The sequence below is a fragment of the Variovorax sp. YR216 genome (assembly GCF_900107745.1).
In the GTDB taxonomy this organism is placed as follows: Bacteria; Pseudomonadota; Gammaproteobacteria; order Burkholderiales; family Burkholderiaceae_C; genus Variovorax.
In genome coordinates this window covers 1-21,436 of record NZ_FNRO01000007.1, presented here as the reverse complement: position 1 = coordinate 21,436, position 21,436 = coordinate 1, and the positions used below count along the sequence as shown (strand labels likewise).

Genomic DNA, 21,436 nt, shown 5'->3' with positions numbered 1-21,436 from the left:
CGAACGCTAATCGGGCTCGAACGCGCCGTGCAACTCGCGCATGCCGGCCTCGATGAGCCAGTCCATCGCGTAGTAGACGAAGGTGCAGCCGCGGCCTCGGAACTGCGGCAATTCCGCGAGTGGCCCCGGCATGCCATAGCGCTTGCCGAGCACCTGCAGGCGCCGGCAGATGTCGTCGACGATCCGCGTCATCTGCGGGTTCTTCGCGCCACGCCTGGCGATTTCTCGAATGTAGAACATCGGTGTATACCAACGCCTTTTCACGGATGGATCGAGTCACGAAATGGCGCAACTCACTGCCGACGAGCTCATCTCCTACCGGGACGAAGGCTGGGTCCGGCCCGCGTACCGCCTGCCTGGCGACCGAACGACATTCATGCGCGGGGCGCTGGACGACCTGATCCGGTGCAATCCCGGCGTGCGCCCCGAAAAGCTGGTGTCGGCACACATCGAGGGTGACAACGGGGAAGGCGTCCGCGGCAGTGCGGCATTCCTGGAACTGGCGCGCGATCCGGAGTTGGTGGAGTTGGTGTCCGGCGTCGTCGGAGACGATGTCATCCTGTGGGGCTGCCACGTGTTCTGCAAGCCAGCGGGCGACGGCTACGAGACACCGTGGCACCAGGACGGCCACTACTGGCCGATCCGCCCGCTCGCGACATGCACGGTCTGGGTCGCCCTGGAAGACTCCGATGCCGGCAATGGCTGCCTGCGCGTGATCCCCGGCTCGCACAAGGAGCGGCGACTGCACGACCACCTCCACGAAGACCGCGCAGACCTGACGCTGACGCAGCGGCTCGCGCCCGGCACCTTCGACGAGAGCACGGCCGCGGACGTCGAACTCGCGGCCGGAGAGATGTCGCTGCACGACGTCTACATGATCCACGGCGCACGCGCCAACACTTCCAATCGAAGGCGCACCGGCGTGGCATTGCGCTACATGCCCTCGACTTCCCTGTTCGACCGTTCGCTGAAGCCCGCGGAGGGCAAGAGCGGCGTACCCGTCGACTTCGCGCGCCGTCCACTCTGGCTCGTGCGTGGGGTGGACCGAAGCGGTCGCAACGATTTCAGCATCGGGCACAGGTGCTGAAGCTCGTGTCGGCGGACGTACCGATCGCATCTCCACCTGCCAGCCGCGCGTCTGGCATCCGCGAGGGCGCAGGCGCTGGGCCGTGCGCGCTGGGAGTACCGGTGCGTCACCTGATGACCCGGTCAGCCCGCAGAAGTACCGCGCGGGGTATCTCCAATCCGATCGCCCGCGCTGTCTTCAGGTTGACGACGAGCTCGACTCTCGTTGGCAGTTCCACCGGCAAGTCTGCCGGCTTCGCACCCCGCCCGATCTTGTCGACGAAGGCTGCCAGGCGACGGTACACCTCCTCGATGACCGGGCCATAGATCATCAGGTTGCCCTCTTGTGCAAACTCCGCCCACCCGTCGATGGCGGGGATACGCTGCCGCAGCGAGAACGCGGCGATGCGCGAGGCGAAACTCATCGTGAATCCGTCGGCAAAGGCCACGATCGCGTCGTCGCCGTGCCGGGCAATGTCCGCAAGAGCGAGGTCGAGTTCGGCTTCGTCCTTCATCGGGAAGTAGCGCACGGCGATCCCGAGCCGGGTCGCAGCCTTCCGTGTCGTATCGAGTTCCTGCGACTCACCCGGATGCTGCGGATTTGCGATCAGGGCGACCTTGTTCGCGCTCGGGAGAATCATCTTCAGGAATTCCAGCCGCTTGCCAATCAGCCCCAAAGTGAACAAGCTGACACCGGTCATGTGACCACCCGGGCGTGAGAAGCTCTGGACAAAACCGGCCGCAACGGGATCGGCGCTGACACTGAACACGATCGGCAGCTTGACGTCGGTGCGGATCAGCGCTCCAAGCGCCAGACCACCAGAGGCGAGCAGCACATCAGGCTGCGCACGCAGAATGTCCGGCACCCATCTCTCGACTTGGTCGCGCGAGCCTTCGCCCCACCAGGCATCTATGTGCAGGTCGCGCCCTTCGGTGTAGCCAAGTTCACGCATGCCGGAGCGAAAGGCCTCGAAGTTCTGTGAAGGACGGTCCTTGCGCTCAGTGGATACGAAGGCGACGCGCAAGGGCTGCTTCAACTGCGTGGTCGCGCCAAGCGCCACCGAGAACGGAATCGCCGCCAACGTGCAGTGAAATGCTCTTCTTTTCATTCGAGCCCCTGGTCGGCACGCAGCGGAATCGCTGCTGAAAGGAGTCCTATGGCTTGCGCGGCCCCGGGAATGACGACTTGATATTAGTGGTTAGTCAGGCTTGGGCGCACTACTTCTTATGGCCGAGCAACCCGAAGGGAAGGCGTGCCAAGACCCGTCAGAACGGCAATCCGACATAGTTCTCAGCAAGGACACCCTTGGCTCGATCGGAGGACAGCAGGTAGTCGAGTTCGGTCTGCTGCAACTCGTTGTCGTAGCCGCTGTTCTGCGGAAACGTGTGCAGCATCGTGGTCATCCACCATGAGAATCGCTGCGCTTTCCACACGCGGGCGAGCGCCTTGGCTGAGTAGTTGTCCAGTCCGGCGGAATCACCCTTGAGATAGTGGTCCACCATGGCGTGGTAGAGGTAGTAGATGTCGGATGCGGCCGTGTTCAGGCCACGAGCGCCTGTGGGCGGCACGATGTGCGCCGCATCGCCGGCCAGGAAGAGGCGTCCCCAGCGCATCGGTTCCGCAACGAAGGAGCGCAACGGTGCGATCGACTTTTCGATCGAGGGGCCGGTGATGAGATGCCCGGCCACGTCAGCAGGAAGGCGGCGCTTGAGTTCAGCCCAGAAAAGATCGTCCGACCAGTTCTCTACCGTGTCGGAGAGCGGCACCTGGATGTAATAGCGGCTGAGAACCTGGGAGCGCATCGAGCACAGCGCGAAACCGCGCTCATGCTTGGCGTAGATCAGTTCCGGGGATACCGGTTTGGTCCGCGAGAGCACGCCCAGCCAGCCAAAGGGATAGACCTTCTCGTACTCGCGCAGCACGTCCGCGGGGATCGACTTGCGGCTGACGCCATGGTAGCCATCCGCGCCGATCACGAAGTCGCAATCCACGCGGAGGAGTTCGTCGCCTTTGCGATAGCTGACCCAGGGTGCGTCGGTGCCGAGGTCGTTCGGCTTGACGTCCTGCGCGTCATGCACGACCTGGCCCTTCGCGCGGTCCCGCGCCTCGTACAGGTCGCGCGTCAACTCGGTCTGTCCGTAGACCATCACCGAATGCCCGCCGGAGTGCTTGTGCAGGTCGATGCGATCGAGCCGGTCGTCGTGCGCAATCTGAAAGCCGTGATGGATCTCTCCCTCGCGGTCCATGCGTTCACCGCATTGGGCCTCCCGCATCAACTCGGCGAACCCATGTTCGAGAACGCCCGCCCGAATACGAGCGAGCACGTACTCGCGACTGTGCTTCTCCAGCACGATGTTCGAGATGCCCTTGAGATCCAGCAATTGAGAGAGGAGCAGACCCGACGGGCCGCCTCCAATGATGCAGACCTGAGTTTTCATGCGATGTCTCCTATGTGCGGTTTAATGCGCCGGGGATCGGCAGCGCAGGCCCTACGTTAGGATCAACAGGCGGCGGGAGGAATGGCTGGATCGAGCCACTACTTGTACGATTCGAACATCATGCGCGCACCGGGTTCACAGGCGAGCTCCATCCGCTCGTACAGTCTCTTTGGCGAATCGAGCCCGTTTCCCGACGTGCTGCATTGCGAGACCATCGCTGCGCGCTCCATGCTGCACAGTTGGGAGCTGGCATCGCACCGGCATTCGCGCCTGCATCAATTGCTGCTCTTGCGAACAGGCCGCGGCATGGCGTGGCTTGAAGCCGGCTCCATGGCACTGGGCAGGCACACCTTGGTCAACATTCCCGTCGGCGATGTGCATGCCTTTTCCTTCTCGCCAGGCACCCAGGGCTGGGTCCTGAGCCTGCCCGATGAGCTATTGGCGCAGCAACTGGCCAACGAGCCGAGGCTGCGTCAAACGCTGGCACGTGCCGCCGCGATACCTTTGAAAGGGGACTTCGCGACCGGGTTGATTTCGCTGTTCTCCTCGCTTTGGGCAGCCTACGGGGAAGATGACATTCCAGGACGCTCTCTCGTGCTACTGGGTTTGGGCACAGCCGTCCTTGGGCTGGCTGGAAAGGCTTTGGCAGAGGCTTCGGAGCCGGTTGGTGGTTCCGCGAGCTCCCGGGTACTGCGCAATTTCGAAGCGCTGCTGGAGAAGAAGTTCGCATCGGCATGGCGAGTGCGCGACTACGCAAAAGCCCTGGGCGTCACGCCAACGCATTTGAGCCGCGTCGCTCGCAGCGCCACGGGCTTGCCCGTTTCGCGCCTGGTGGATGCCCGTCGAATGCGTGAGGCCCGCCGGCTGCTCGCCTACACCACGGCGAGCGTGGCGGCGATCGGCGAGCTGCTTGGCTTCGATGACCCCGCCCACTTCAGCCGAGTATTCAGTCGCACTTGCGGATGCTCGCCCCGCGCGTTCCGCGCGAGCGTGACCCAGCTCACATGACGATCGTCATCATGACGAAATAGCCGACGGCACGGTCTTTCAGAATCAGGCTTGAACCGGAGTGGTCATTGCCAGTTGCACCGCGACTTCGGTTTCGCGCAAATGCGCATCCATCAGAGCGATCGTTTCCTCCATATCGCGGCGAAGCACCGCATCGAGGATGGCCTGGTGCTCCGCCTGTACGTTGCGCGCCTCCAGGGGCCCTTTCAGACGGATCATGCGATAGCGCTCCGAATGATCTGCAAGCTGGTTCCAGAACCGTAGCAGCCATTCGGACCCGCACGCGCTAACGAGCGCTGCGTGAAAACGCCTGTGGTGCGCCTCCCATTTCGCGGTAAGCACAGGGTCGGTGAAGTCTGGCAGCGGCGTGCGCGTCAGCACGTGCAGCGCGGCAATGACCTCCGCTTCCCACTTCGAATCGCCGAGGCGGATGGCTTCGGCAAGACAAAGCCGCTCGATTTCGCGCCTCGTCTTCATGAGATCAGCGAACTCTTCGGGCGAGGTTTCCCGCACGCGGGCGCCGCGGTTGGATTCCATGAGCACGAGGTCTTCTGTGCCCAGCCTTACCAGGGCCTCACGTATCGGCGTCAGTCCGAGGTCATAGCGCGCGTCGAGGTCAGCCGCACGCAGGCGCTCGCCCGGCGCGAGTGCGCCCTGAAGGATTTCGGCGCGCAGGCGCTGATAGGCGCGCTCAGTCCGCGATCCAGGGTCGGCCGCTCCGCTTAACACAGACTCGTTTGTTGGCATATAGGTGCTCACACGCATGCTTGCATTCATGAAGACAAATACATTTCATGAAATATTCAATCATTCATGACAATGCACAACAATTATCGCATCCTGCACCTGATGAGTGCACGCTCCCGCGCGTCCAAGTTTTCGCCCACGGCCGCCGCACTGCTCGCGGCACTCTCAGCCTCCCCGAGTTGGGCGCAAAGCACCGCGACGGTCTACGGCTTGGTGGATCTGGGTTTTGTCCGCGAAAGCGGCGGTCCGAAGGGCGCCAGTGCCAACAAGTTGACGAGCGGTGTGCAATCCGGATCCCGCCTCGGCTTCAAGGGGACGGAGGACATGGGTGGGGGACTCGGCGCCTTCTACACGCTGGAGATGGGTCCATTGGCCGACACCGGCGGGCTCGCACAGGGCGGGCTGGGTTTTGGCCGCTTGGCGGTCGTAGGCCTGCAGGGCGTTCTGGGCAGCGTGACGCTGGGGCGGCAGTACACGCCGGTGGCGATTGTCCAGACCGAGACCGACCCGTTCGGGACCGGCCTGGCGGGCGATTCCGCCAACCTGATCAGCGCGGGTGGCGCGGGTGGCAACAACCGCATGGACAACACCGTCCGCTACGCATACACCCACAGCAGCGGCTTCACCGCCGACGTTGTCTACGGGTTCGGAGAAGTGGAGAACCACGCCAGCTACAAGCGCCAGTACGGCGGCGCGTTTGGCTACGTTTCGGGACCGGCCTACGTGAAGATCGGCTATCACAACGTCAACGATGCCAACGGTGTCCCGGGCTGGCTCACGTTCCTGGGCGCGAAATACGATTTCGGAATCGCGACCGCGCACTTCAACTACGTGGTGAACAAGGGCTCGGCCGTCTTCGGCATCGTCAACGCCGATTCGCGCGACGTGATGGTCGGCGTCGCCGTGCCTTATGGGCAGGGCCGCTTCCTGGCCTCCTACATCCACAAGGATGACCGGACGACTCAGAACTACGACGCGAACCAGATCGCCTTCGGCTACGTGCACTTCATTTCGAAGCGGACGAACTTCTATACCTCCATCGCGCGTATCGACAACAACGCGCCGGCGGGCTCGAAGACGGGCTTCTACCGCGTGGGCAACGCAACCGAGCAGGGCCTGGGCTCGCGCGCCTACAACCTCGGCATCCGCCATGTGTACTGACGAATTTTTTCGCGCTCTCGCTGCCAACCTCGAAGATCCAAGGATTCACCCATGAAGACTCTCCAAACCCGCCGCTGCGCGCTCGCGACCCTCGCTGCCCTCGCCGTCGCCATGGGCGGCACGCTCGGCACTGCCCGCGCCGACACGCAGCACTATCCGAGCAAGCCCATCACGATCGTGGTCGCCTACCCGGCCGGCGGGGACACCGATGTGCTCGCCCGCGTGGTCGCCGAGAAGCTCCAGACACGCCTCGGCCAACCGGTCGTGGTCGACAACCGGACCGGCGCAGCCGGCACGATCGGGACGGCCTACGTCGCCAAGGCCGCACCCGACGGCTACACGCTGCTGCTGGCGCCCAACACGATCGCGATCACTCCACACGTGCTCAAGGGCGTTGCCGGTGCGCAAGTCGATCCGACGCGCGACCTCACCTCGATCTCGCAGTTGGGCAGCCAATCGCTGTTCGTGGTTGCGACCACCGCATCGGGCGTCACCAGCATGAAGGACCTGGTCGCGGGCGCGAAGGCCGGCAAGATCCAGACGTACGCGAGCCCCGGCGCCGGATCGCCGATGCACATCCTTGCCGAACTCTTCGACAGGTCGGCCGGAACCAAGATCACGCAGGTGCCTTACCGCGGCAGCATGCCCGCCGTGGCGGACCTCGTCGGTGGCCAGGTGCCGATGATGTACACCACGCTCGGCCCGGTGCAGCCTCACATCAAGGCCGGCAAGCTGGTGCCGCTCGCGGTCGCCGATTCGAAGCGCTCGCCTTTCCTGCCCGATGTGCCCACGCTGGCCGAATTGGGCTACAAGGGTGCGGAGGTCGGTGCATGGCAGGCGCTCATGGGACCAAAGGGCATGCCGCCGGAGCTGGTCAAGCTGCTCAACCAGCATGTGCAGGAGATCCTCAAGATGCCTGATGTGGCCGCACGCATGGAAACGATCGCCCTCACACCCACGGGCGGCGACCCGGCCTCGATGAGCAAACTGGTGCAGAACGACTATCAACGCTACGGCCAGATCGTCAAGGAATTCGGCATCCAGGCCAACTGATCTCGCATGACAACACTCATTACTGGCGCGGGTGTCATCGGTTGCCACACCGCGCGCGTGTTGGCACGCCGCGGCGAGGACGTCCTGCTCGTGGACCGGCACCCGGCGCGCGAGGCGATCTCGACGATCGTCGACAGCCCCGCGGTGCATGTCGTGCAGGCCGACGTGACCGATTTCAGCGGACTGTCGGATCTGATCTCACGCCACGACGTGCGACGCATCGTTCACACCGCAGCGCTCCTGTCGACTGCGATACGAGAGAACGCGCTGAAGGGCATCGAAGTCAACGTCATGGGCACCGCCAATGTGCTCGAAGCGGCTCGCCGCCATCGGCTCCAACGCGTTGTCGTCGCGAGTTCCACGACGGTGGGCTACCCGGTCTTCGGAGACTTCGAGGGAGACGCCTTGCCGGAAGACTTCGCGCTGCGATCCATCCGGCATCGACCCGGCTCGATCTACGCCGCGACAAAGGTCATGCCCGAACATCTGGCGTTGCTCTACCGCGATCTGCATGGTCTGAGCACGGTGTCGCTGCGCTATGCGGCCGTCATCAGCGCATGGAACGGCCCCGGCACTTCGGTGCCGGGCCGCGTGCTCTCGTCGCTCGCCGGCCCCGCCTCCCGCGGTGAGGCGTCGGTGATCGACGATCCGTATGTCGTCTGGCGTGGTGGTGAGGAATTCATCGACGCACGCGATTGCGCACTCGCGAACGTCGCGGCGCTCGACGCACCAGAGCCCGCGCAGGGCGTCTACAACATCGGCCTCGGCAGGCTCTGCACCTTCGATGATTTCGCCGACGCGGTGCGCCTTTGTCATCCGGCGTTGCGCACCGAGATGCGAACTACCGCGACCGGCGGCTTCGCGGGCTTTCCTCATGTTCGCGAGGCGGCATCGGACATTGGCCTCGCCGAACGAGAGCTGGGATGGCGCCCTGCGTACTCGCTCGCCGATTCGGTTGTGCACTTCGCGCCTATGTGCATCGCTGCGAGGACCTGAGCGATGCGAGAGCCCTCTTCCTCCAACGAAAACCGCATGCACGATGAAGACCGCGACTTGATGGACCCCGACCATCAGATGCGCCTGCCTTTTCCCGAAGCCGAGGACTACGCCCGCCAGGTCATGCGCTGGTCCCGCGACCTGGCGACGGACAGCCTGGACGTGCGGCGCGACGTCGCCTACGGATCGCACCGGCTGCATCGCTATGACGTGTTCGGCCCCCGAGGCGCTCGCAACGCGCCCGTGGTCGTCTTCTGGCACGGTGGCGGCTGGACGAACGGCTACAGGAGCTATGTCAGCTTCATGGCGCCGCACCTTGCGCGGCTGGGCTGCGTCCTCGTTGCGCCGTCGTACCGGCTGGCGCCGGCAGACAAGCTCCCCGCTGCTTACGAAGACAGCCTTGCGGCGTTGCGCCACATCATCGAGCACGCAGAAGCCTATGGCGCAGATGCGCGGCGCATCCACCTTGCCGGCCATTCCGCCGGAGCGCATCTCGCGACACTGGTCGCGCTGCGCCAGGCCGATCGGCAACGTGCCGGCATCCCCCACGATGCCATTCGCGCCTGCCTTCCCATCAGCGGCATCATGGACTTGCACCATCCGCAGCCCGCGGCCGGGAGTCTCGAGGAACGTATCTACTCGATGGTGCTACGCGATGGCCGCGAAGACGCGGTCATGAGCCCGCTCTGTTGGGCTTCGGGAAACACCGTGCCCATCTGCCTGAGCTTCGGCGAATTCGACAGCGCGCGCGTGCGGCTCTCCAACCAGCGCCTGGCCGCGCTCCTCGCGCAGCAACCGGGCATGAGCTCGGAGTTCATGGAACCCGGACTCGACCATTTCGGCACGCACACCGCGCTGCAGAACCCCGATGCCCCCTGGTATCGGCGGCTGGGGCAGTTTCTGCGAGGCGCACAGCGATGAAGCAGTCATCGATGTCGGTCTCCCGGCCATCGGCCAACCGTTCTCGTCGGCGCCGTTTGAACTTTGACTTGGGGATGGAAGCCGGCATCGTGGATGCCGACTGTGCATAACTCTAGTGAGGCGGTCCAGCAGCGCAGTGGTCATCCCGCCCAGCGACCAGCAGGGCATAGGGCTCGGTTTCACCACGCATGCCTCTGAGGTCGGCTGCGGTCAAGCCTAGAAGCGCCCGACCAGCTCGCCTTGAGTAGACGACGGCACCTCCGAAGTAGAAGGCGGAGGCCCCGGGTATCGCAAGAAGCGATGCGGACACGAGCCCTCCCGCAGAGGATTCAACGACCGCGACCGACTCTCGCCGCCTGCGCAAGGATGCACCCACGCGTTCCGCGAGAACTGCCAGTGATGGAAGGTCGGACCCTAGAGCTTCATTCATGGCTGTGCCTGCAAACTGCATCCATGCTAGCGACCTATTCGTTGGGTGGTGGCCTCCAACGTCTTCAGTTGGCCGGCCGTATCTTGTCCGTCGTTCGCCTCTTCGCAAAGGCCTCGCGCAACGTACCCAATAAGACTGAGTCTTGATGGGTCTCCAGCCACGTTAAAACGGTGCGCAAGACCCGTCACGCTCGGTGGAGAGACACCCATCGGGAAGCAGCTTCGCCAAAAGAGTTGGGCCGCAGAGCGGCCCGATTCGTTGCCTCCTCGGCCGAGACAGGCCGACTGAGCAATCATCTCGCGGACGCTCCCGTCTCGGCGGTCAGCCACCGAAGGTCATGGTCACGATCACTGTCCTTCGGAACTGTGCAACGCGATCTGCGAGCGCCCAAGCAGTGCTGGCCACGACGGGCGCCATTGGCTGCATCTCGCCGAAACCGTGGCGCGGGTCCTCAGCGGTGCCAGCGCATTCGTAGCGGGTGTAGAGTTGAAGCCGACCGAAAGCTGATCGTGAAAACCTTGATCCTTGTGCGGCATGCCAAGTCGAGTCGCGACGATCCGTCATTGCCCGACCGGGAGCGACCGTTGGATGACCGCGGCCGCCAGGACGCCCCGACGATGGGCAAGCGCCTCGGAAAGCGCGGGGTGAGGCCCGACCTGCTCGTCTCGAGCCCAGCTCTGCGCGCGTTGACGACGGCACAGCTGATCGCCGACGAGATCGGTTACCCACGCAAAAACATCGTTGTCGATGAGCGGCTCTACGCGAGCAGCCCGGACGACTTGCTTGCCGTTGTTTGCGCGCTGGATGACAAGCTGGACCGCGTGATGCTCTTCGGCCACAACCCCGAGTTCACCGACCTCGCGCACCGGCTGTCGAGAGAAATCATCGACATGCCCACATGCGCGGTCGCCGAGTTCCGCTTCGACGCAAAGGCGTGGGGGGATGTCGCCGGGATCGGTCCGGTGAAGGTGAAGCTCGACGCGCCGAGAAAATAGTCCGCACCGCGGCTGCGACGGCGCGAGACGGTGTCGAGAAAGATCCGGCCCCCCTCACTCAGGTTGAATCCCAGCGTCGCGGATGACCTTGCCCCACTTTCCGAGGTCAGCCTTCATTCGCGTCGCGTACTCCTGGGCCGTGCCGCCCTGCACCTCGATGCCGGCGGCTTCCAGTTTCTCGCGCACATCCGGCTGCCTGAGGGCCGCGTTGATCTCTGCATTGAGCCTGGCGATGAAGGGTTGCGGTGTCCCGGCCGGAGCCAGGAAGCCACCATTCGTATTGGCCTCGTAGCCCTTGAGGCCCTGTTCGTCGGCGGTGGGGACCTCGGGCAGCGAAGCGGCCCGCTTGAGCGAGGTCACCGCGACGCCACGCACGGAGCCGGCCTTCACCTGTGCCTGGATCGCACTCACGGTGTCGATGTACAGGATGGTCCTGCCGGCCAGTAGATCCGGTTGCGCCGCAGACGAGCCCTTGTACGGCACCATCAGCATGGGTACTCCGCTGGCGAGCCGAAACAACTCCGCTGCCATCTCCTGGGCGCTGCCGCGACCGGAAGTCGCAACCTTCGCCTGGTCCGGATGGGCCTTCATCCACGCAATGAGTTCGGGCAACGTCCTGGCCGGGATCTGCGGATAGACAGCGAAGACGAGCGGGACCTCGTGCGTGTAGACGATCGGCTCGAAGCTCTTCTCCGGATCCCACCCCAGGTTCTTGAACAGGAACTTGTTGATGGTGTGGCTGCCACCGACGATACCGATGGTGTAGCCGTCCGGCACTGCCTTGGCGAGAACCTCCGTGCCCAGGTTGTTCGACGCGCCGGGCCGATTGTCGATAACCACTGGCTGCCCCATCGAGAGGGAGAGCTTGTTGCCGACGACGCGGGCGAGGATGTCGATGGCCCCGCCCGGCGGCGCGGGCACGATGATCTTGATCGGACGGCTGGGATAGCTCTGCGCAGCAACCGAACTGGTTGCCACCACGGCAGTCAGCGCGACGGCCAGAAGCTTGAACAATGAGATACGTGGCACGGATGTCTCCTCGGCTCTGATGGGGGAACGGAAAGGGTCGGACGTGTTCAGCCTCGACCGACGAAAGGCATGGAACTGGCCATGACAGTCATCGTGAGCACATTCACATCGAGTGGAAGCGCCGCGATGTGGCGCACGGCATTGGCAACGTGCACTGCGGGCATCATGGGCTCGGGTGCCACGGTGCCGTTGGCCTGGAGCACGCCTCGCGTCATGCGCTCGGACAACTCCGTCAAGGCATTGCCGATGTCGATCTGGCTGGCCACGATGTTGAAGGCTCGGCCGTCCAGCGCAAGGGCCTTGGTCAGTCCGGTGACCGCGTGCTTGCTGGCCGTGTACGGGGCGGTGAAAGGACGCGGTGTGTGGGCGGAGATCGACCCGTTGTTGATGATTCGCCCGCCTTGCGGTGACTGCCGGCGCATCAGACCGAACGCGGCGCGTGCGCACAGGAATACACCCGTGACGTTGGTATTGATCGCGTTGAACCATTTCTCCAATGGCAGTTCGTCGACGGGCACTGCCGGAGCATTGACTCCGGCGTTGTTGAACAGCACGTCGAGTCGCCCGTATGTGCGTTCGATGGTGTCGAACAGCGCCTGTACGCTCGCCGGGTCGGTGACATCGGTAGGCACTGCCAGTGCCTTCTGACCGCGTGCCGCGGCTTCCTCCGCCAGTGCTTGCAGGGGTTCGACCCGGCGGCCCGCCAGGACGACGACAAAGCCATCGCCCAGGAGACCCAAGGCTGTAGCGCGACCGATGCCGCTGCCTGCGCCAGTGACGAGCGCGATCCTGGATTCGGCATTGGATGTCATAGGTTCGTCTCCTCGAAGATGTGTGAGATTCGGCGCTCCCCGGCCGGATCAACCGTGACGGAAAACTCGCCGATCCCGCTGATTCCGCCCCGCACGACATCGCCCGGATGCAAGGGGCCAACGCCTGCGGGGGTGCCTGTGAAGACAAGATCACCTGGCAGCAACGTGACAGCGCGCGACAACATGGCCACAAGCTCGGAAACGGGCCACAACAGTTCGCCCACATCCGATCGTTGCCGCTCTTGACCATTCACGCTCAGCCAGATGGCGCCGTGCCTGGGATGGCCGCAAACATCGACCGGCACAACCGGCGTGCAGGGTGCGGACTGGTCAAAGGCCTTCGACGCTGCCCAAGGACCTCCCACGGCCTTGGCCTGCTGCTGCAAATCGCGCCGCGTGAGATCCATGCCGACCGCGTAGCCCCAAACGTGTTCGGTCTCGATCCGCGCGGGATCCAGATTGCTCCCACCGCGGCCCAAGGCGACGACGAGTTCGATCTCATGACAGAAGTCTGAAGTGTCCGATGGGTACGCCAACGTGCCCCGTGCTGGAACCACGGCTTGCGGTGGTTTCAGGAACCAGGTCGGCATGTTTCGTGGCGCCGACTCATTGGCCTGCCAGCGGTAGTTGCGGCCGATACAGAAGACGCGCTGGACCGGGAAGGAATCGCTACGGCCAGCCACCGGTAGCACCACCTGTTCGGTCGGTGCAAAAACGTAGTCCATTGCCGGACGTCCTCAGTCGATGGTGATGTTGCGACTGCGGATGACCTGGCCGTAGCGGCCACGGTCATCGGCGATGAGCTTGGCGAACTCCTGGGGAGAGCTTGCGCGGGGAACGCCGCCGAGCGCTGCAAACCGGGCCTTCACGGCATCATCGGACAACACGGCGCGCACGTCGGCCGCGATGCGCTCCACGATGTCGGGCGGGGTACCCGCAGGCGCCAGCAGACCAATCCACGAGATCGCGTTGAAGTTGCGAAGGCCACTTTCGGCGAGGGTCGGTACGTCAGGCAGTGCCGGGACCCGCTTCTCGCTCGTCACAGCGAGCGCCCGCAGCCTGCCGGCCTTGATATGACCGGATGCCTCCAGAACCGTCAGGAACGACATTTGCACTTGGCCACCAAGCAGGTCGGTGATGGCCGGCCCGCCGCCGCGGTATGGCACGTGCAGGATGAAGGTGCCCGTGCTGTCCTTGAAGAGTTCTGCAGCCAGGTGTGGTGCGCTTCCTGCGCCCGAACTGCTGTAACTCATCTGACCCGGCTGCGCCTTGGCGAGCGCGATCAGCTCGCCCGGTGTCTTGGCAGGGACGCCCGGATTGACCATCAGGGCCAAGGGCAACTCGGCGACCAGCGACACTGGAGCAAATGCCTTGTCCGGGTCGTAAGGAAGCTTGCGATACAGAGAGGGGTTGATCGACTGCGTTCCGACGTTGCCGAACAGCAGCGTGTAGCCGTCGGGCCGGGCCTTGGCCACGCTGTCAGCGCCAATCTGCCCGGCCGCACCACCCTTGTTGTCCACGACCACCGGGTGACCCCAACGCTTGCCCAGTTGCTCGGCCATGAGCCGAGCACCGGTGTCGGTTCCGCCGCCGGGCGGAAAGGGAACGACCAGCGTCACCGGCTTCGAAGGGAAGGTTTGGGCAAGACCCACGCCGTGCGCGAAGGTCATCAACAGTCCGGCCAATGCGGCCGCAATGCGGGTTGCAAACATGTCTTGTCTCCTGTTTCTCTTGGATGGGCGATTGCCCAATGCTTCGCGATCCGTCTGATGAGCCGCGCTCGGCTCAGGTCGTCAGGCTCATCGCCGGCCTTTCGCCACTGAATGCCTGACTCAAGCTGTCGAGGACCATCTCTGCCATCGCAGTACGCGTCTCCCATGTGGCGCTGGCTCGGTGCGCCTGCAGCGTGGTGCGACCGGACTCACGCAATTCGAGCGGTACGTTCGGCTCATCGACGAAGACGTCCAGGGCCGCGCCGGCAATGCCTCCTGCGGCGACCACGCGGGAAAGCGCAACCTCATCGACCAGGCGGCCCCGCGCCACGTTCACAAGGAATCCGCGCGGACCCAAGGCGTCCAGCACGGCTGCGTTCACGATGCTCTCAGCCTTGTCTGCTGCAGCGCAGAGCACCAGCGCATCCACTTCTCGAGCCAGGTCAATCAACCCGGGCAGGAAGCGGTGTGGCACATCGCCCATGCGCTGCAGATCGGTGTAGCTGATGGTGCAGCCGAATGCGATGGCGCGCTGCGCCACGGCACGGCCAACACGGCCCATGCCGACGATGCCCACACGCATGCCGCTGAAACGACGTGCCAGAGGGAGCGCGCTCGGCTGCGGATTGGCGGGCCAGTTCCCGTCGCGCACGAAGCGATCGCCCGCGCACAGGTTGCGGCAGGCCGCGATGAGCAGGCCGATCGCCAGATCGGCCACATCTTCCGTCAGCGCGCCCAACGTGGCCGTGACCGGCAGGCCGCGCGCTCTGCAGTACCCAAGGTCCACGGCGTCGGTTCCCACGCCGTTGATCGCCACCACCTTGAGCGCGGGCATCTTCTCCAGCATGGCCCTGGAGACTCCTGTGTGCCCTCCGGTGATGACGGCCTCGATGCTGTCGACATTCGCATCGAGCCAGGCTTGTTTGTCATCGATCTCGAAGAGTCGATGGACGTCGTACAGCGTGGCCAGGCGTTCGTTGACGGACGGAACCAATATTGGATTGAGTTGAAGGATCTTGGCTTTCATCGAGCAGGAGTGTGTGTTTAGTTGATCAACATGACAATCTTGATCATTAAAATCAACATAATTTCAATTAAATTCAACCCGTGATGGCAACCTGGATCTCGATGGACGACGCGTGCCGCCAGCTGGATGTGCGGCCCCAGACGCTTTACGCCTACGTGAGCCGAGGCAAGTTGGAGGTCATGCCTGACCCGGCAGACTCGCGACGCAGCCTGTACCGCGCCGAGGATGTCGAAGCCTTGTCCAGGCGCAAGCAGGCTGGCCGCAAGCGCGAGACGGTGGCAACGAACACGCTCTACGGGACTGAGCCCAGCATTCCCACAGCCCTGAGCACCTTCTACCGGGGTCGGGTGTTCTATCGAGGCCACGATGCAGTGCAACTCGCGCAGTCAGCCACCCTCGAAGAAGCCGCTCAACTGCTCTGGGCCGCCGAGAAGCCAGTGGACTTCACCGCCGCCGGCGCCACGCGCCCGCCGCAGGCCGGGCGGTCCGCTGCGTTCACTTCACTTGGTGCGCTCGCCGCAGTCAGTCATTCGACGAGCGGCCGCATGACCCGCGTGCTGCATGAAGAAGCCGAGGACCTGGTGGGGCATGTCGCTTGCGCGTTCGGCGCGCAGCCGGGCACGCAGCCCTTGCACCGGCGCTTCGCCACGGGCTGGCGACAGCCCGCGCGAGTCGCGGAAGTACTGCGGGTCGCCATGGTGTTGATGGTCGACCATGAGCTGACAAGCTCGGCTTTCGTGGCTCGAATCGCCGCATCGACCGGCGCTTCGCTGGCGGCTTGTCTTCTGGCTGGGCTGACAACGCTATCGGGTCCGCTGCACGGCGATGCGTCCGGCAGAGTGCGCGCCCTCTTTGGCGAAGTGGAGCGCCTCGGAGAGGACGCAGTACTGGGCCACTACCTCTCCACCGGCCTGCCCCTTCCGGGTTTCGGTCACCACATATACCCGGAAGGCGACCCCAGGGCAGCGGCGCTGTTTGCGATGTTCGAACCGCCAGAAGCGATCTCGCGTTTCATCGAGAAGGCGCAGGCGCTCACCGGATTGAAACCAAACATCGATCTGGCGCTTGCCGCACTCGTGGCGCGGATGCGGCTTCCTCAGGATTCGGCATTCGGCCTGCAAGCGACTGCGCGAAGCATCGGACTGCTGGCACACAGCCTCGAACAACTGAGCGCGCCGCAGGTCATTCGACCAAGAGGTCGGTATGTGGGAGTCAATCCAAACACGAACGAAGAAACCGCAGTCGTGCAAACGCACAACGTCGCTGCACGTCCAGTCCATCGCAACGACACGCCGAAGACACCGTCTCGCAGGCGTTCGGTACGGACCGCTCAATAGCGATGCGCACCCCATCGAGATACCGGGAGTTTCCTATGCAAACCATTGAACGGCGCCGGGCGCGCAGCCTGAGCGCCGATGTCGTCGACGAACTGAGCAAGCGGATGAGGATCGGCCCGCTGCGCCCGGGCGACAAGCTGCCGACCGAGGCGGCGATCATGCAGGAGTTCGGCGTGAGTCGGACCGTGGTGCGCGAAGCGCTCTCGAAGTTGCAGGCCGCAGGCATGGTGCGGCCGCAGCGCGGCGTGGGCACCTTCGTGGTTGGGGCGTCGCGCGCGAAACCCTTTCACGTGGACAGCAGCCCGGACGACAGCCTCGCGCAGGCGATTGCGCTCATCGAACTGCGCATCGGCCTCGAAACCGAGGCGGCGGCGCTCGCGGCGCAGCGTCGAGACACGAGCGACCTCGCGGCCATCAAGAGCGCGCTCGACGCCATCGAGGCCGCGATGGACCAAGACATGGATACTGCCCTGCCCGACTATCAGTTCCATCTCGAAATCGCACGTGCCTCGCACAGCCCGCATTTCGCGGCCGTGCTGGAGGCGCTGGGGCCGACCTGTGTTCCGACCGCGTTCCTCAAGACGGCAGACGGGAACGAAGAGGGAGCTAGCGAAGCGTTGGGCGACCAGGTGCGCCACGAGCACCTCGGAATCTACGACGCGATCGCGCAGCAAGACGTCGAAGCCGCCCGCGCCGCGATGCGCGGCCACCTGGTCAATGGCCGCGAACGGCGGCGTGCCTCCAAGGGGCCTCAGGAGCCCGGTCGAAGCTAAGTGGCGGTCGATTGCCGCTCGATCATGCGGAAGCCGACATCGATGACCGGCTGATCGATCACCTCCCCCTTGCAGCGAGCGACGATCAGGCGGGCGGCGAGACGACCGATCTCGGCGCCATCCACATGCACCGTGGAGATCGACGGAACGGTGTGCGCGCCGAAATCCGCATTGCCGAAGCCGCAGACCGCAAGGTCCCGAGGAACGCGCAAGCCTCGCGCGAGCGCTTCGACAATCACCCCATGGGCGAGTTGGTCCGAACTGCAGCAGACCGCCTGAAGTTTGGGCTCCTTCTTCAGAAGTTCGCCAAGCGCGCGGCGGCCCAGTTCGAGGCTGCTGGGCGCCGGCACGAAAACCGTCGGCACCTCGCGGCCGAGCGTGGTCTGGAACCCGTCGCGCCGCATGCGCGCGCGGTGGTCATCGCCGCTTGCGATGCCGATGCGTTTCCACCCCTTGCCGAGAAAGTAGCCGCCGACCGCGCTGCCGACCTTGACGTGCGAGAAACCCACGAGCATGTCCACAGGGCGGTCGCTCAGGTCCCACGATTCGACGACGGGGATGCCCGATCGCCGCAGCCGGTCCCTCGCCTTCTGCGACTGCACCAGGCCGGTCATGAAGATGCCGTCAGGCTGCCGGCCGATCATTGCGTCGAGCACCGATTCTTCCTGCGCCGCGTCGTAGGAGGTCTGCCCAAGGATCAACTGATAGCCCGCCGCCGCGAGTTCGGTGGTCAACGCCTGCAGGGTCGGCAGGAACTGCGCCACCGACAGCGCCGGCACGATGCCGCCCACCATGAGGCTTCGCTTCGACTTGAGGCCGCCCGCGAGGCGGTTCGGGATGTAGCCGGTCGCCTCCACCGCTGCTTGCACCTTCTCGATGGTCGCTTTGGACACCACGCCAGGATTGCCGAGCGCGCGCGAGGCGGTGATCAGCGAAACACCGGCGGCCTTCGCCACGTCGTGCAGCGTGGCCGGCTTGGGGGAGGAAGCGGGATTCATGCGGGGCGCGGCGGATGGTCATGACAACGATACCAGAAGCGCTGTGCAGAGGGAAAACCCGCGGGAACTCCTCCGTTGACCATAAGAAATGACAACGCTATCATTCTCGCAAACTGGATGAATCCTTCAAACAGCCTTTTTGCGACGACGAAGTGCATCCCAAAATGACAACGTTATCAATTGCTTAAGAATCACCCCAACCAAGGAGACACCCCATGAAGAAATGCTTCGCCGCCATCGCCCTCGGTCTCGCGGCGTTCGCCGCCGGCGCCCAGAACTGGCCCGACAAAGCGGTGACGCTGGTCGTGCCCTTCCCGCCTGGCGGCTCGACCGACCAGGTGGCACGCGCCATCAGCCCGCGCCTCACGGAAAAGCTCAAGCAATCGTTCCTCGTCGACAACAAGGCCGGCGCCACAGGCACCATTGGCGCCACCTTCGTCAAGCGCGCGCCACCCGACGGAGCAACGTTTCTCGTGACGTCGCTCGGCCCCCTGGTCATCGTGCCGCACCTGATGAAAGGACTTCTGTACGACCCGCTCAAGGACTTCGACCTCATCACGGTCGCCGTGGCCTCGCCCAACGTCCTCGTGGTGCCGGCCGATTCGCCGCACAAGAGCGTGGCCGACGTGATCGCCTACCTCAAGGCCAACCCCGGCAAGATGACCTTCGCATCAGCCGGCAACGGCTCCAGCGACCATCTGACGGCCGAGCTTTTCTGGCAACAGACCGGCACCACCGGCATCCATGTGCCCTACAAGGGCGGCTCGCCGGCGCACACCGACCTGATGGGCGGACAGGTCAACGCCTCGTTCCAGAACATCAACTCGGTCATGCAGTACATCAAGAGCGGCAAGATGCGCGCGCTCGCCGTCACCAGCCCCAAGCGCTCGCCCGTGCTGCCTGACGTGCCGACCCTCGCCGAAGCGGGCGTCAAGAACGTCGAGGTCGCATCGTGGCAGGCCATCGTCGCGCCCAAGGGATTGCCGCCCGCGCTGCGTGACAAGGCCAATGCCGCCTTCGTCGAGGCGCTCAACGATCCGAAGGTCAAGGACCAGTTCACCTCGATCGGCTTCGAGATGGTCGCCAACACGCCGGCGCAGTTCGCCGAGTTTCAGCAGAAGGAATACGCGCGCTGGAAGAAGGTGATCGAGACCGGAAAGATAACGATTGATTGACTCTCCCCCAGGCTCGCGCACTTCGTGTCGCTCTCCACCCCCTCACCGGGGGCAACCCCGGCGGCCCGGCAAAGCCGGTTCCGCGGGGTTTCTGGAATCAGCCGCGCGGGTTCTCAGCCAGGGGCAAACCGACATCGAAAGCAGTTGCACATGACCAGCCCTACACCCTCCTCCGCCAGCGACAGCATCACCTGGGTCCGCATCTCGTCGTGCTATTTGCCGCTTGCCAATCCGATCAGCGATGCCAAGGTGCTCACCGGCCGGCAGAAGCCGATGACCGAGATCGCGATGCTCTTCGCCGAGATCGAAACCAAGGACGGCCATCGCGGCCTGGGCTTCAGCTACTCCAAGCGGGCCGGCGGTCCGGGCCAGTTCGCGCATGCCAAGGAAATCGCTCCGGCGCTGATTGGCGAAGACCCCAGCGACATCTCCAAGCTGTGGACCAAGCTGTGCTGGGCCGGTGCATCGGTCGGCCGCAGCGGCATGGCGGTGCAGGCCATCGGCGCGTTCGACGTGGCGCTCTATGACCTCAAGGCGCGGCGCGCCGGGTTGTCGCTGTCGAAGCTGCTTGGCTCGCAGCGCGATTCGGTCCAGTGCTACAACACCTCGGGCGGCTTCCTTCACACGCCGCTCGACCAGTTGCTGGTCAACGCGGCGGCATCTCGCGAGCGCGGCATCGGCGGCATCAAGCTCAAGGTGGGCCAACCCGATCGCGCGCTGGACATCAAGCGCGTGGAAGCGGTGCGCAAGCACCTCGGCGACGACATGCCGCTCATGGTCGATGCGAACCAGCAGTGGGACCGCCCGACCGCGCAGCGCATGTGCCGCATCTTCGAGCAGTTCAACCTCGTCTGGATCGAAGAGCCGCTCGACGCCTACGACTTCGAAGGCCATGCCGCGCTCGCGTCGCAGTTCGACACCCCGATCGCCACCGGCGAGATGCTGACCAGCGCGGCGGAGCATGGCGAGCTGATCCGCCATCGCGCCGCCGACTACCTGATGCCCGATGCACCGCGCGTGGGCGGCATCACGCCATTCCTGAAGATCGCGGCTCAGGCAGAGCATGCGGGCTTGAGCCTCGGTCCGCACTTCGCGATGGAGCTGCATGTGCATCTTGCTGCCGTCTATCCCACCGAGCCCTGGGTCGAGCACTTCGACTGGCTCGAGCCGCTCTTCAACGAGCGACTGGAGATCGGCAACGGCCGCATGCTGGTGCCAACGCGCCCCGGCCTGGGGTTGAGCCTGAGTGAGCAGGCCAGAGGCTGGACACGCGAAGAAGCCGAAGTCGGCAAGCGCGCCTGAATGTCGAGTCATGGCTGAAATGCTCTCCCGCCCGCCCCTGTACATCACCATGCACGAGCGCGACAACGTCGCGATCGTGGCCAACGACGGCGGCCTGCCCGCGGGCACCGTCTTTCCCTCGGGCCTGACCCTGCGCGAGAAGGTCCCCCAGGCCCACAAGGTCGCATTGGTCGACATCCCCGAAGGCGGCGAAGTGCGCCGCTACAACGTCACCATCGGCTACGCGCTCAAGCACATCGCGGCCGGCAGCTGGGTGCACGAGCGCCTCTTGAAGATGCCCGCCGCGCGCGAGCTCGAAGGCCTGCCGATCTCCACCGTCAAACCACCGGAGATGCCACCTCTGGAAGGCTTCACCTTCGAGGGCTTTCGCAACCCGGACGGCTCGGTGGGCACCCGCAACATCCTCGCGATCACCCAGACGGTTCAATGCGTGGCCGGGGTGACCGACTTCGCCGT

The 21,436-nt window shown here is 64.5% G+C and carries 23 protein-coding genes; 12 read left to right on the top strand and 11 right to left on the bottom strand.

Features of this window, described 5'->3' with window-relative positions; translation table 11 throughout:
* Positions 1–6 precede the first annotated feature (6 nt).
* Entirely contained in the window at positions 7–240 is a 234-nt protein-coding gene (locus tag BLW05_RS18985; protein WP_093165025.1) for a hypothetical protein, read from the bottom strand.
* A gap of 43 nt (positions 241–283) precedes the next feature.
* Here BLW05_RS18985 and BLW05_RS18980 point away from each other — a divergent pair, with 43 nt between their 5' ends.
* Positions 284–1,087 carry a phytanoyl-CoA dioxygenase family protein gene (locus BLW05_RS18980; RefSeq protein ID WP_093165023.1) on the top strand — a complete coding sequence of 268 codons (804 nt, stop codon included), beginning with the start codon at positions 284–286 and terminating at the stop codon, positions 1,085–1,087.
* Positions 1,088–1,193: 106 nt separating this feature from the next.
* Here the strand turns inward: BLW05_RS18980 and BLW05_RS18975 are convergent, their stop codons facing one another.
* Positions 1,194–2,174, bottom strand: a complete 981-nt coding sequence (locus tag BLW05_RS18975) for an ABC transporter substrate-binding protein (RefSeq protein WP_093165022.1) — start codon at positions 2,172–2,174, stop codon at positions 1,194–1,196.
* A gap of 157 nt (positions 2,175–2,331) precedes the next feature.
* Complete coding sequence (gene pobA, locus BLW05_RS18970; RefSeq protein ID WP_093165020.1) at positions 2,332–3,504, bottom strand: 4-hydroxybenzoate 3-monooxygenase; 1,173 nt, start codon at positions 3,502–3,504, stop codon at positions 2,332–2,334.
* Between the two features lie 102 nt (positions 3,505–3,606).
* On the opposite strand from pobA, the gene BLW05_RS18965 reads away from it, so the two are divergent.
* Positions 3,607–4,512, top strand: coding sequence for a helix-turn-helix domain-containing protein (locus tag BLW05_RS18965; RefSeq protein ID WP_256330383.1), 906 nt, complete (start codon positions 3,607–3,609; stop codon positions 4,510–4,512).
* 45 nt (positions 4,513–4,557) lie between these two features.
* Here the strand turns inward: BLW05_RS18965 and BLW05_RS18960 are convergent, their stop codons facing one another.
* Complete coding sequence (locus BLW05_RS18960; RefSeq protein ID WP_256330382.1) at positions 4,558–5,277, bottom strand: GntR family transcriptional regulator; 720 nt, start codon at positions 5,275–5,277, stop codon at positions 4,558–4,560.
* 48 nt (positions 5,278–5,325) lie between these two features.
* Between BLW05_RS18960 and BLW05_RS18955 the strand changes: the two genes are divergently transcribed.
* Genes BLW05_RS18955 through BLW05_RS18940 form a run of 4 tightly spaced genes read left to right on the top strand, consistent with a single transcriptional unit; the run spans position 5,326 to position 9,390 of the window.
* On the top strand, positions 5,326–6,420 hold the full coding sequence (locus BLW05_RS18955; protein ID WP_256330381.1) for a porin: 1,095 nt from the start codon (positions 5,326–5,328) through the stop codon (positions 6,418–6,420).
* Positions 6,421–6,471: 51 nt separating this feature from the next.
* Positions 6,472–7,473, top strand: a complete 1,002-nt coding sequence (locus BLW05_RS18950; protein WP_093165016.1) for a Bug family tripartite tricarboxylate transporter substrate binding protein — start codon at positions 6,472–6,474, stop codon at positions 7,471–7,473.
* A gap of 6 nt (positions 7,474–7,479) precedes the next feature.
* Positions 7,480–8,469, top strand: a complete 990-nt coding sequence (locus BLW05_RS18945; RefSeq protein WP_093165014.1) for an NAD-dependent epimerase/dehydratase family protein — start codon at positions 7,480–7,482, stop codon at positions 8,467–8,469.
* A 36-nt stretch (positions 8,470–8,505) separates the two neighbouring features.
* Complete coding sequence (locus tag BLW05_RS18940) at positions 8,506–9,390, top strand: alpha/beta hydrolase (protein WP_177142721.1); 885 nt, start codon at positions 8,506–8,508, stop codon at positions 9,388–9,390.
* Positions 9,391–9,502: 112 nt separating this feature from the next.
* On the opposite strand, the gene BLW05_RS18935 is transcribed toward BLW05_RS18940, so the two are convergent.
* On the bottom strand, positions 9,503–9,820 hold the full coding sequence (locus BLW05_RS18935) for a CinA family protein (RefSeq protein WP_093165323.1): 318 nt from the start codon (positions 9,818–9,820) through the stop codon (positions 9,503–9,505).
* A gap of 509 nt (positions 9,821–10,329) precedes the next feature.
* Here BLW05_RS18935 and BLW05_RS18930 point away from each other — a divergent pair.
* Positions 10,330–10,815: a SixA phosphatase family protein gene (locus BLW05_RS18930; protein ID WP_093165011.1), complete on the top strand. Its 486-nt coding sequence runs from the start codon at positions 10,330–10,332 to the stop codon at positions 10,813–10,815.
* Positions 10,816–10,869: 54 nt separating this feature from the next.
* Here the strand turns inward: BLW05_RS18930 and BLW05_RS18925 are convergent, their stop codons facing one another.
* From BLW05_RS18925 to BLW05_RS18905, 5 genes are all read right to left on the bottom strand, one after another.
* Entirely contained in the window at positions 10,870–11,844 is a 975-nt protein-coding gene (locus BLW05_RS18925; RefSeq protein ID WP_093165009.1) for a Bug family tripartite tricarboxylate transporter substrate binding protein, read from the bottom strand.
* Between the two features lie 47 nt (positions 11,845–11,891).
* Complete coding sequence (locus BLW05_RS18920; RefSeq protein WP_093165007.1) at positions 11,892–12,656, bottom strand: SDR family oxidoreductase; 765 nt, start codon at positions 12,654–12,656, stop codon at positions 11,892–11,894.
* A complete protein-coding gene (locus tag BLW05_RS18915) occupies positions 12,653–13,381 on the bottom strand; it encodes a fumarylacetoacetate hydrolase family protein (RefSeq protein ID WP_093165006.1) in 729 nt (242 codons plus the stop codon). Before BLW05_RS18915 ends, BLW05_RS18920 begins: the two co-directional genes overlap by 4 nt.
* A 12-nt stretch (positions 13,382–13,393) precedes the next feature.
* A complete protein-coding gene (locus BLW05_RS18910; protein ID WP_256330380.1) occupies positions 13,394–14,326 on the bottom strand; it encodes a Bug family tripartite tricarboxylate transporter substrate binding protein in 933 nt (310 codons plus the stop codon).
* Positions 14,327–14,441: 115 nt separating this feature from the next.
* Complete coding sequence (locus BLW05_RS18905) at positions 14,442–15,395, bottom strand: 2-hydroxyacid dehydrogenase (protein ID WP_093165003.1); 954 nt, start codon at positions 15,393–15,395, stop codon at positions 14,442–14,444.
* Between the two features lie 101 nt (positions 15,396–15,496).
* Here BLW05_RS18905 and BLW05_RS18900 point away from each other — a divergent pair, with 101 nt between their 5' ends.
* Together BLW05_RS18900 and BLW05_RS18895 are read left to right on the top strand one after the other, a co-directional pair.
* Positions 15,497–16,732: a citrate synthase gene (locus BLW05_RS18900; protein ID WP_256330379.1), complete on the top strand. Its 1,236-nt coding sequence runs from the start codon at positions 15,497–15,499 to the stop codon at positions 16,730–16,732.
* Positions 16,733–16,767: 35 nt separating this feature from the next.
* Positions 16,768–17,505 (top strand): FadR/GntR family transcriptional regulator, encoded by a 738-nt coding sequence (locus BLW05_RS18895; RefSeq protein WP_093165001.1) that lies wholly within the window; start codon positions 16,768–16,770, stop codon positions 17,503–17,505.
* Here the strand turns inward: BLW05_RS18895 and BLW05_RS18890 are convergent.
* Positions 17,502–18,503: a LacI family DNA-binding transcriptional regulator gene (locus tag BLW05_RS18890; protein WP_093164999.1), complete on the bottom strand. Its 1,002-nt coding sequence runs from the start codon at positions 18,501–18,503 to the stop codon at positions 17,502–17,504. The genes BLW05_RS18895 and BLW05_RS18890 overlap by 4 nt on opposite strands.
* 215 nt (positions 18,504–18,718) lie before the next feature.
* Here BLW05_RS18890 and BLW05_RS18885 point away from each other — a divergent pair, with 215 nt between their 5' ends.
* From BLW05_RS18885 to BLW05_RS18875, 3 genes are all read left to right on the top strand, one after another.
* Positions 18,719–19,678 (top strand): Bug family tripartite tricarboxylate transporter substrate binding protein, encoded by a 960-nt coding sequence (locus tag BLW05_RS18885; protein ID WP_093164998.1) that lies wholly within the window; start codon positions 18,719–18,721, stop codon positions 19,676–19,678.
* Between the two features lie 150 nt (positions 19,679–19,828).
* Entirely contained in the window at positions 19,829–20,980 is a 1,152-nt protein-coding gene (locus BLW05_RS18880) for an L-talarate/galactarate dehydratase (RefSeq protein WP_093164996.1), read from the top strand.
* A gap of 19 nt (positions 20,981–20,999) precedes the next feature.
* A partial coding sequence (locus BLW05_RS18875; protein ID WP_218135196.1) for a UxaA family hydrolase occupies positions 21,000–21,436 on the top strand: 437 nt, incomplete at its 3' end.

Excerpts from the sequence above, each read along its gene's own strand:
- BLW05_RS18905 (WP_093165003.1), bottom strand. The coding sequence starts at position 15,395 with ATGAAAGCCAAGATCCTTCAACTCAATCCAATATTGGTTCCGTCCGTC.
- pobA (WP_093165020.1), bottom strand. The coding sequence starts at position 3,504 with ATGAAAACTCAGGTCTGCATCATTGGAGGCGGCCCGTCGGGTCTGCTC.
- BLW05_RS18890 (WP_093164999.1), bottom strand. The coding sequence starts at position 18,503 with ATGAATCCCGCTTCCTCCCCCAAGCCGGCCACGCTGCACGACGTGGCG.
- BLW05_RS18980 (WP_093165023.1), top strand. The coding sequence starts at position 284 with ATGGCGCAACTCACTGCCGACGAGCTCATCTCCTACCGGGACGAAGGC.
- BLW05_RS18895 (WP_093165001.1), top strand. The coding sequence starts at position 16,768 with ATGCAAACCATTGAACGGCGCCGGGCGCGCAGCCTGAGCGCCGATGTC.
- BLW05_RS18975 (WP_093165022.1), bottom strand. The coding sequence starts at position 2,174 with ATGAAAAGAAGAGCATTTCACTGCACGTTGGCGGCGATTCCGTTCTCG.
- BLW05_RS18885 (WP_093164998.1), top strand. The coding sequence starts at position 18,719 with ATGAAGAAATGCTTCGCCGCCATCGCCCTCGGTCTCGCGGCGTTCGCC.
- BLW05_RS18880 (WP_093164996.1), top strand. The coding sequence starts at position 19,829 with ATGACCAGCCCTACACCCTCCTCCGCCAGCGACAGCATCACCTGGGTC.
- BLW05_RS18945 (WP_093165014.1), top strand. The coding sequence starts at position 7,480 with ATGACAACACTCATTACTGGCGCGGGTGTCATCGGTTGCCACACCGCG.
- BLW05_RS18985 (WP_093165025.1), bottom strand. The coding sequence starts at position 240 with ATGTTCTACATTCGAGAAATCGCCAGGCGTGGCGCGAAGAACCCGCAG.
- BLW05_RS18920 (WP_093165007.1), bottom strand. The coding sequence starts at position 12,656 with ATGACATCCAATGCCGAATCCAGGATCGCGCTCGTCACTGGCGCAGGC.
- BLW05_RS18940 (WP_177142721.1), top strand. The coding sequence starts at position 8,506 with ATGCACGATGAAGACCGCGACTTGATGGACCCCGACCATCAGATGCGC.
- BLW05_RS18960 (WP_256330382.1), bottom strand. The coding sequence starts at position 5,277 with ATGCGTGTGAGCACCTATATGCCAACAAACGAGTCTGTGTTAAGCGGA.
- BLW05_RS18950 (WP_093165016.1), top strand. The coding sequence starts at position 6,472 with ATGAAGACTCTCCAAACCCGCCGCTGCGCGCTCGCGACCCTCGCTGCC.
- BLW05_RS18915 (WP_093165006.1), bottom strand. The coding sequence starts at position 13,381 with ATGGACTACGTTTTTGCACCGACCGAACAGGTGGTGCTACCGGTGGCT.
- BLW05_RS18955 (WP_256330381.1), top strand. The coding sequence starts at position 5,326 with ATGACAATGCACAACAATTATCGCATCCTGCACCTGATGAGTGCACGC.
- BLW05_RS18935 (WP_093165323.1), bottom strand. The coding sequence starts at position 9,820 with ATGAATGAAGCTCTAGGGTCCGACCTTCCATCACTGGCAGTTCTCGCG.
- BLW05_RS18910 (WP_256330380.1), bottom strand. The coding sequence starts at position 14,326 with ATGACCTTCGCGCACGGCGTGGGTCTTGCCCAAACCTTCCCTTCGAAG.
- BLW05_RS18900 (WP_256330379.1), top strand. The coding sequence starts at position 15,497 with ATGGACGACGCGTGCCGCCAGCTGGATGTGCGGCCCCAGACGCTTTAC.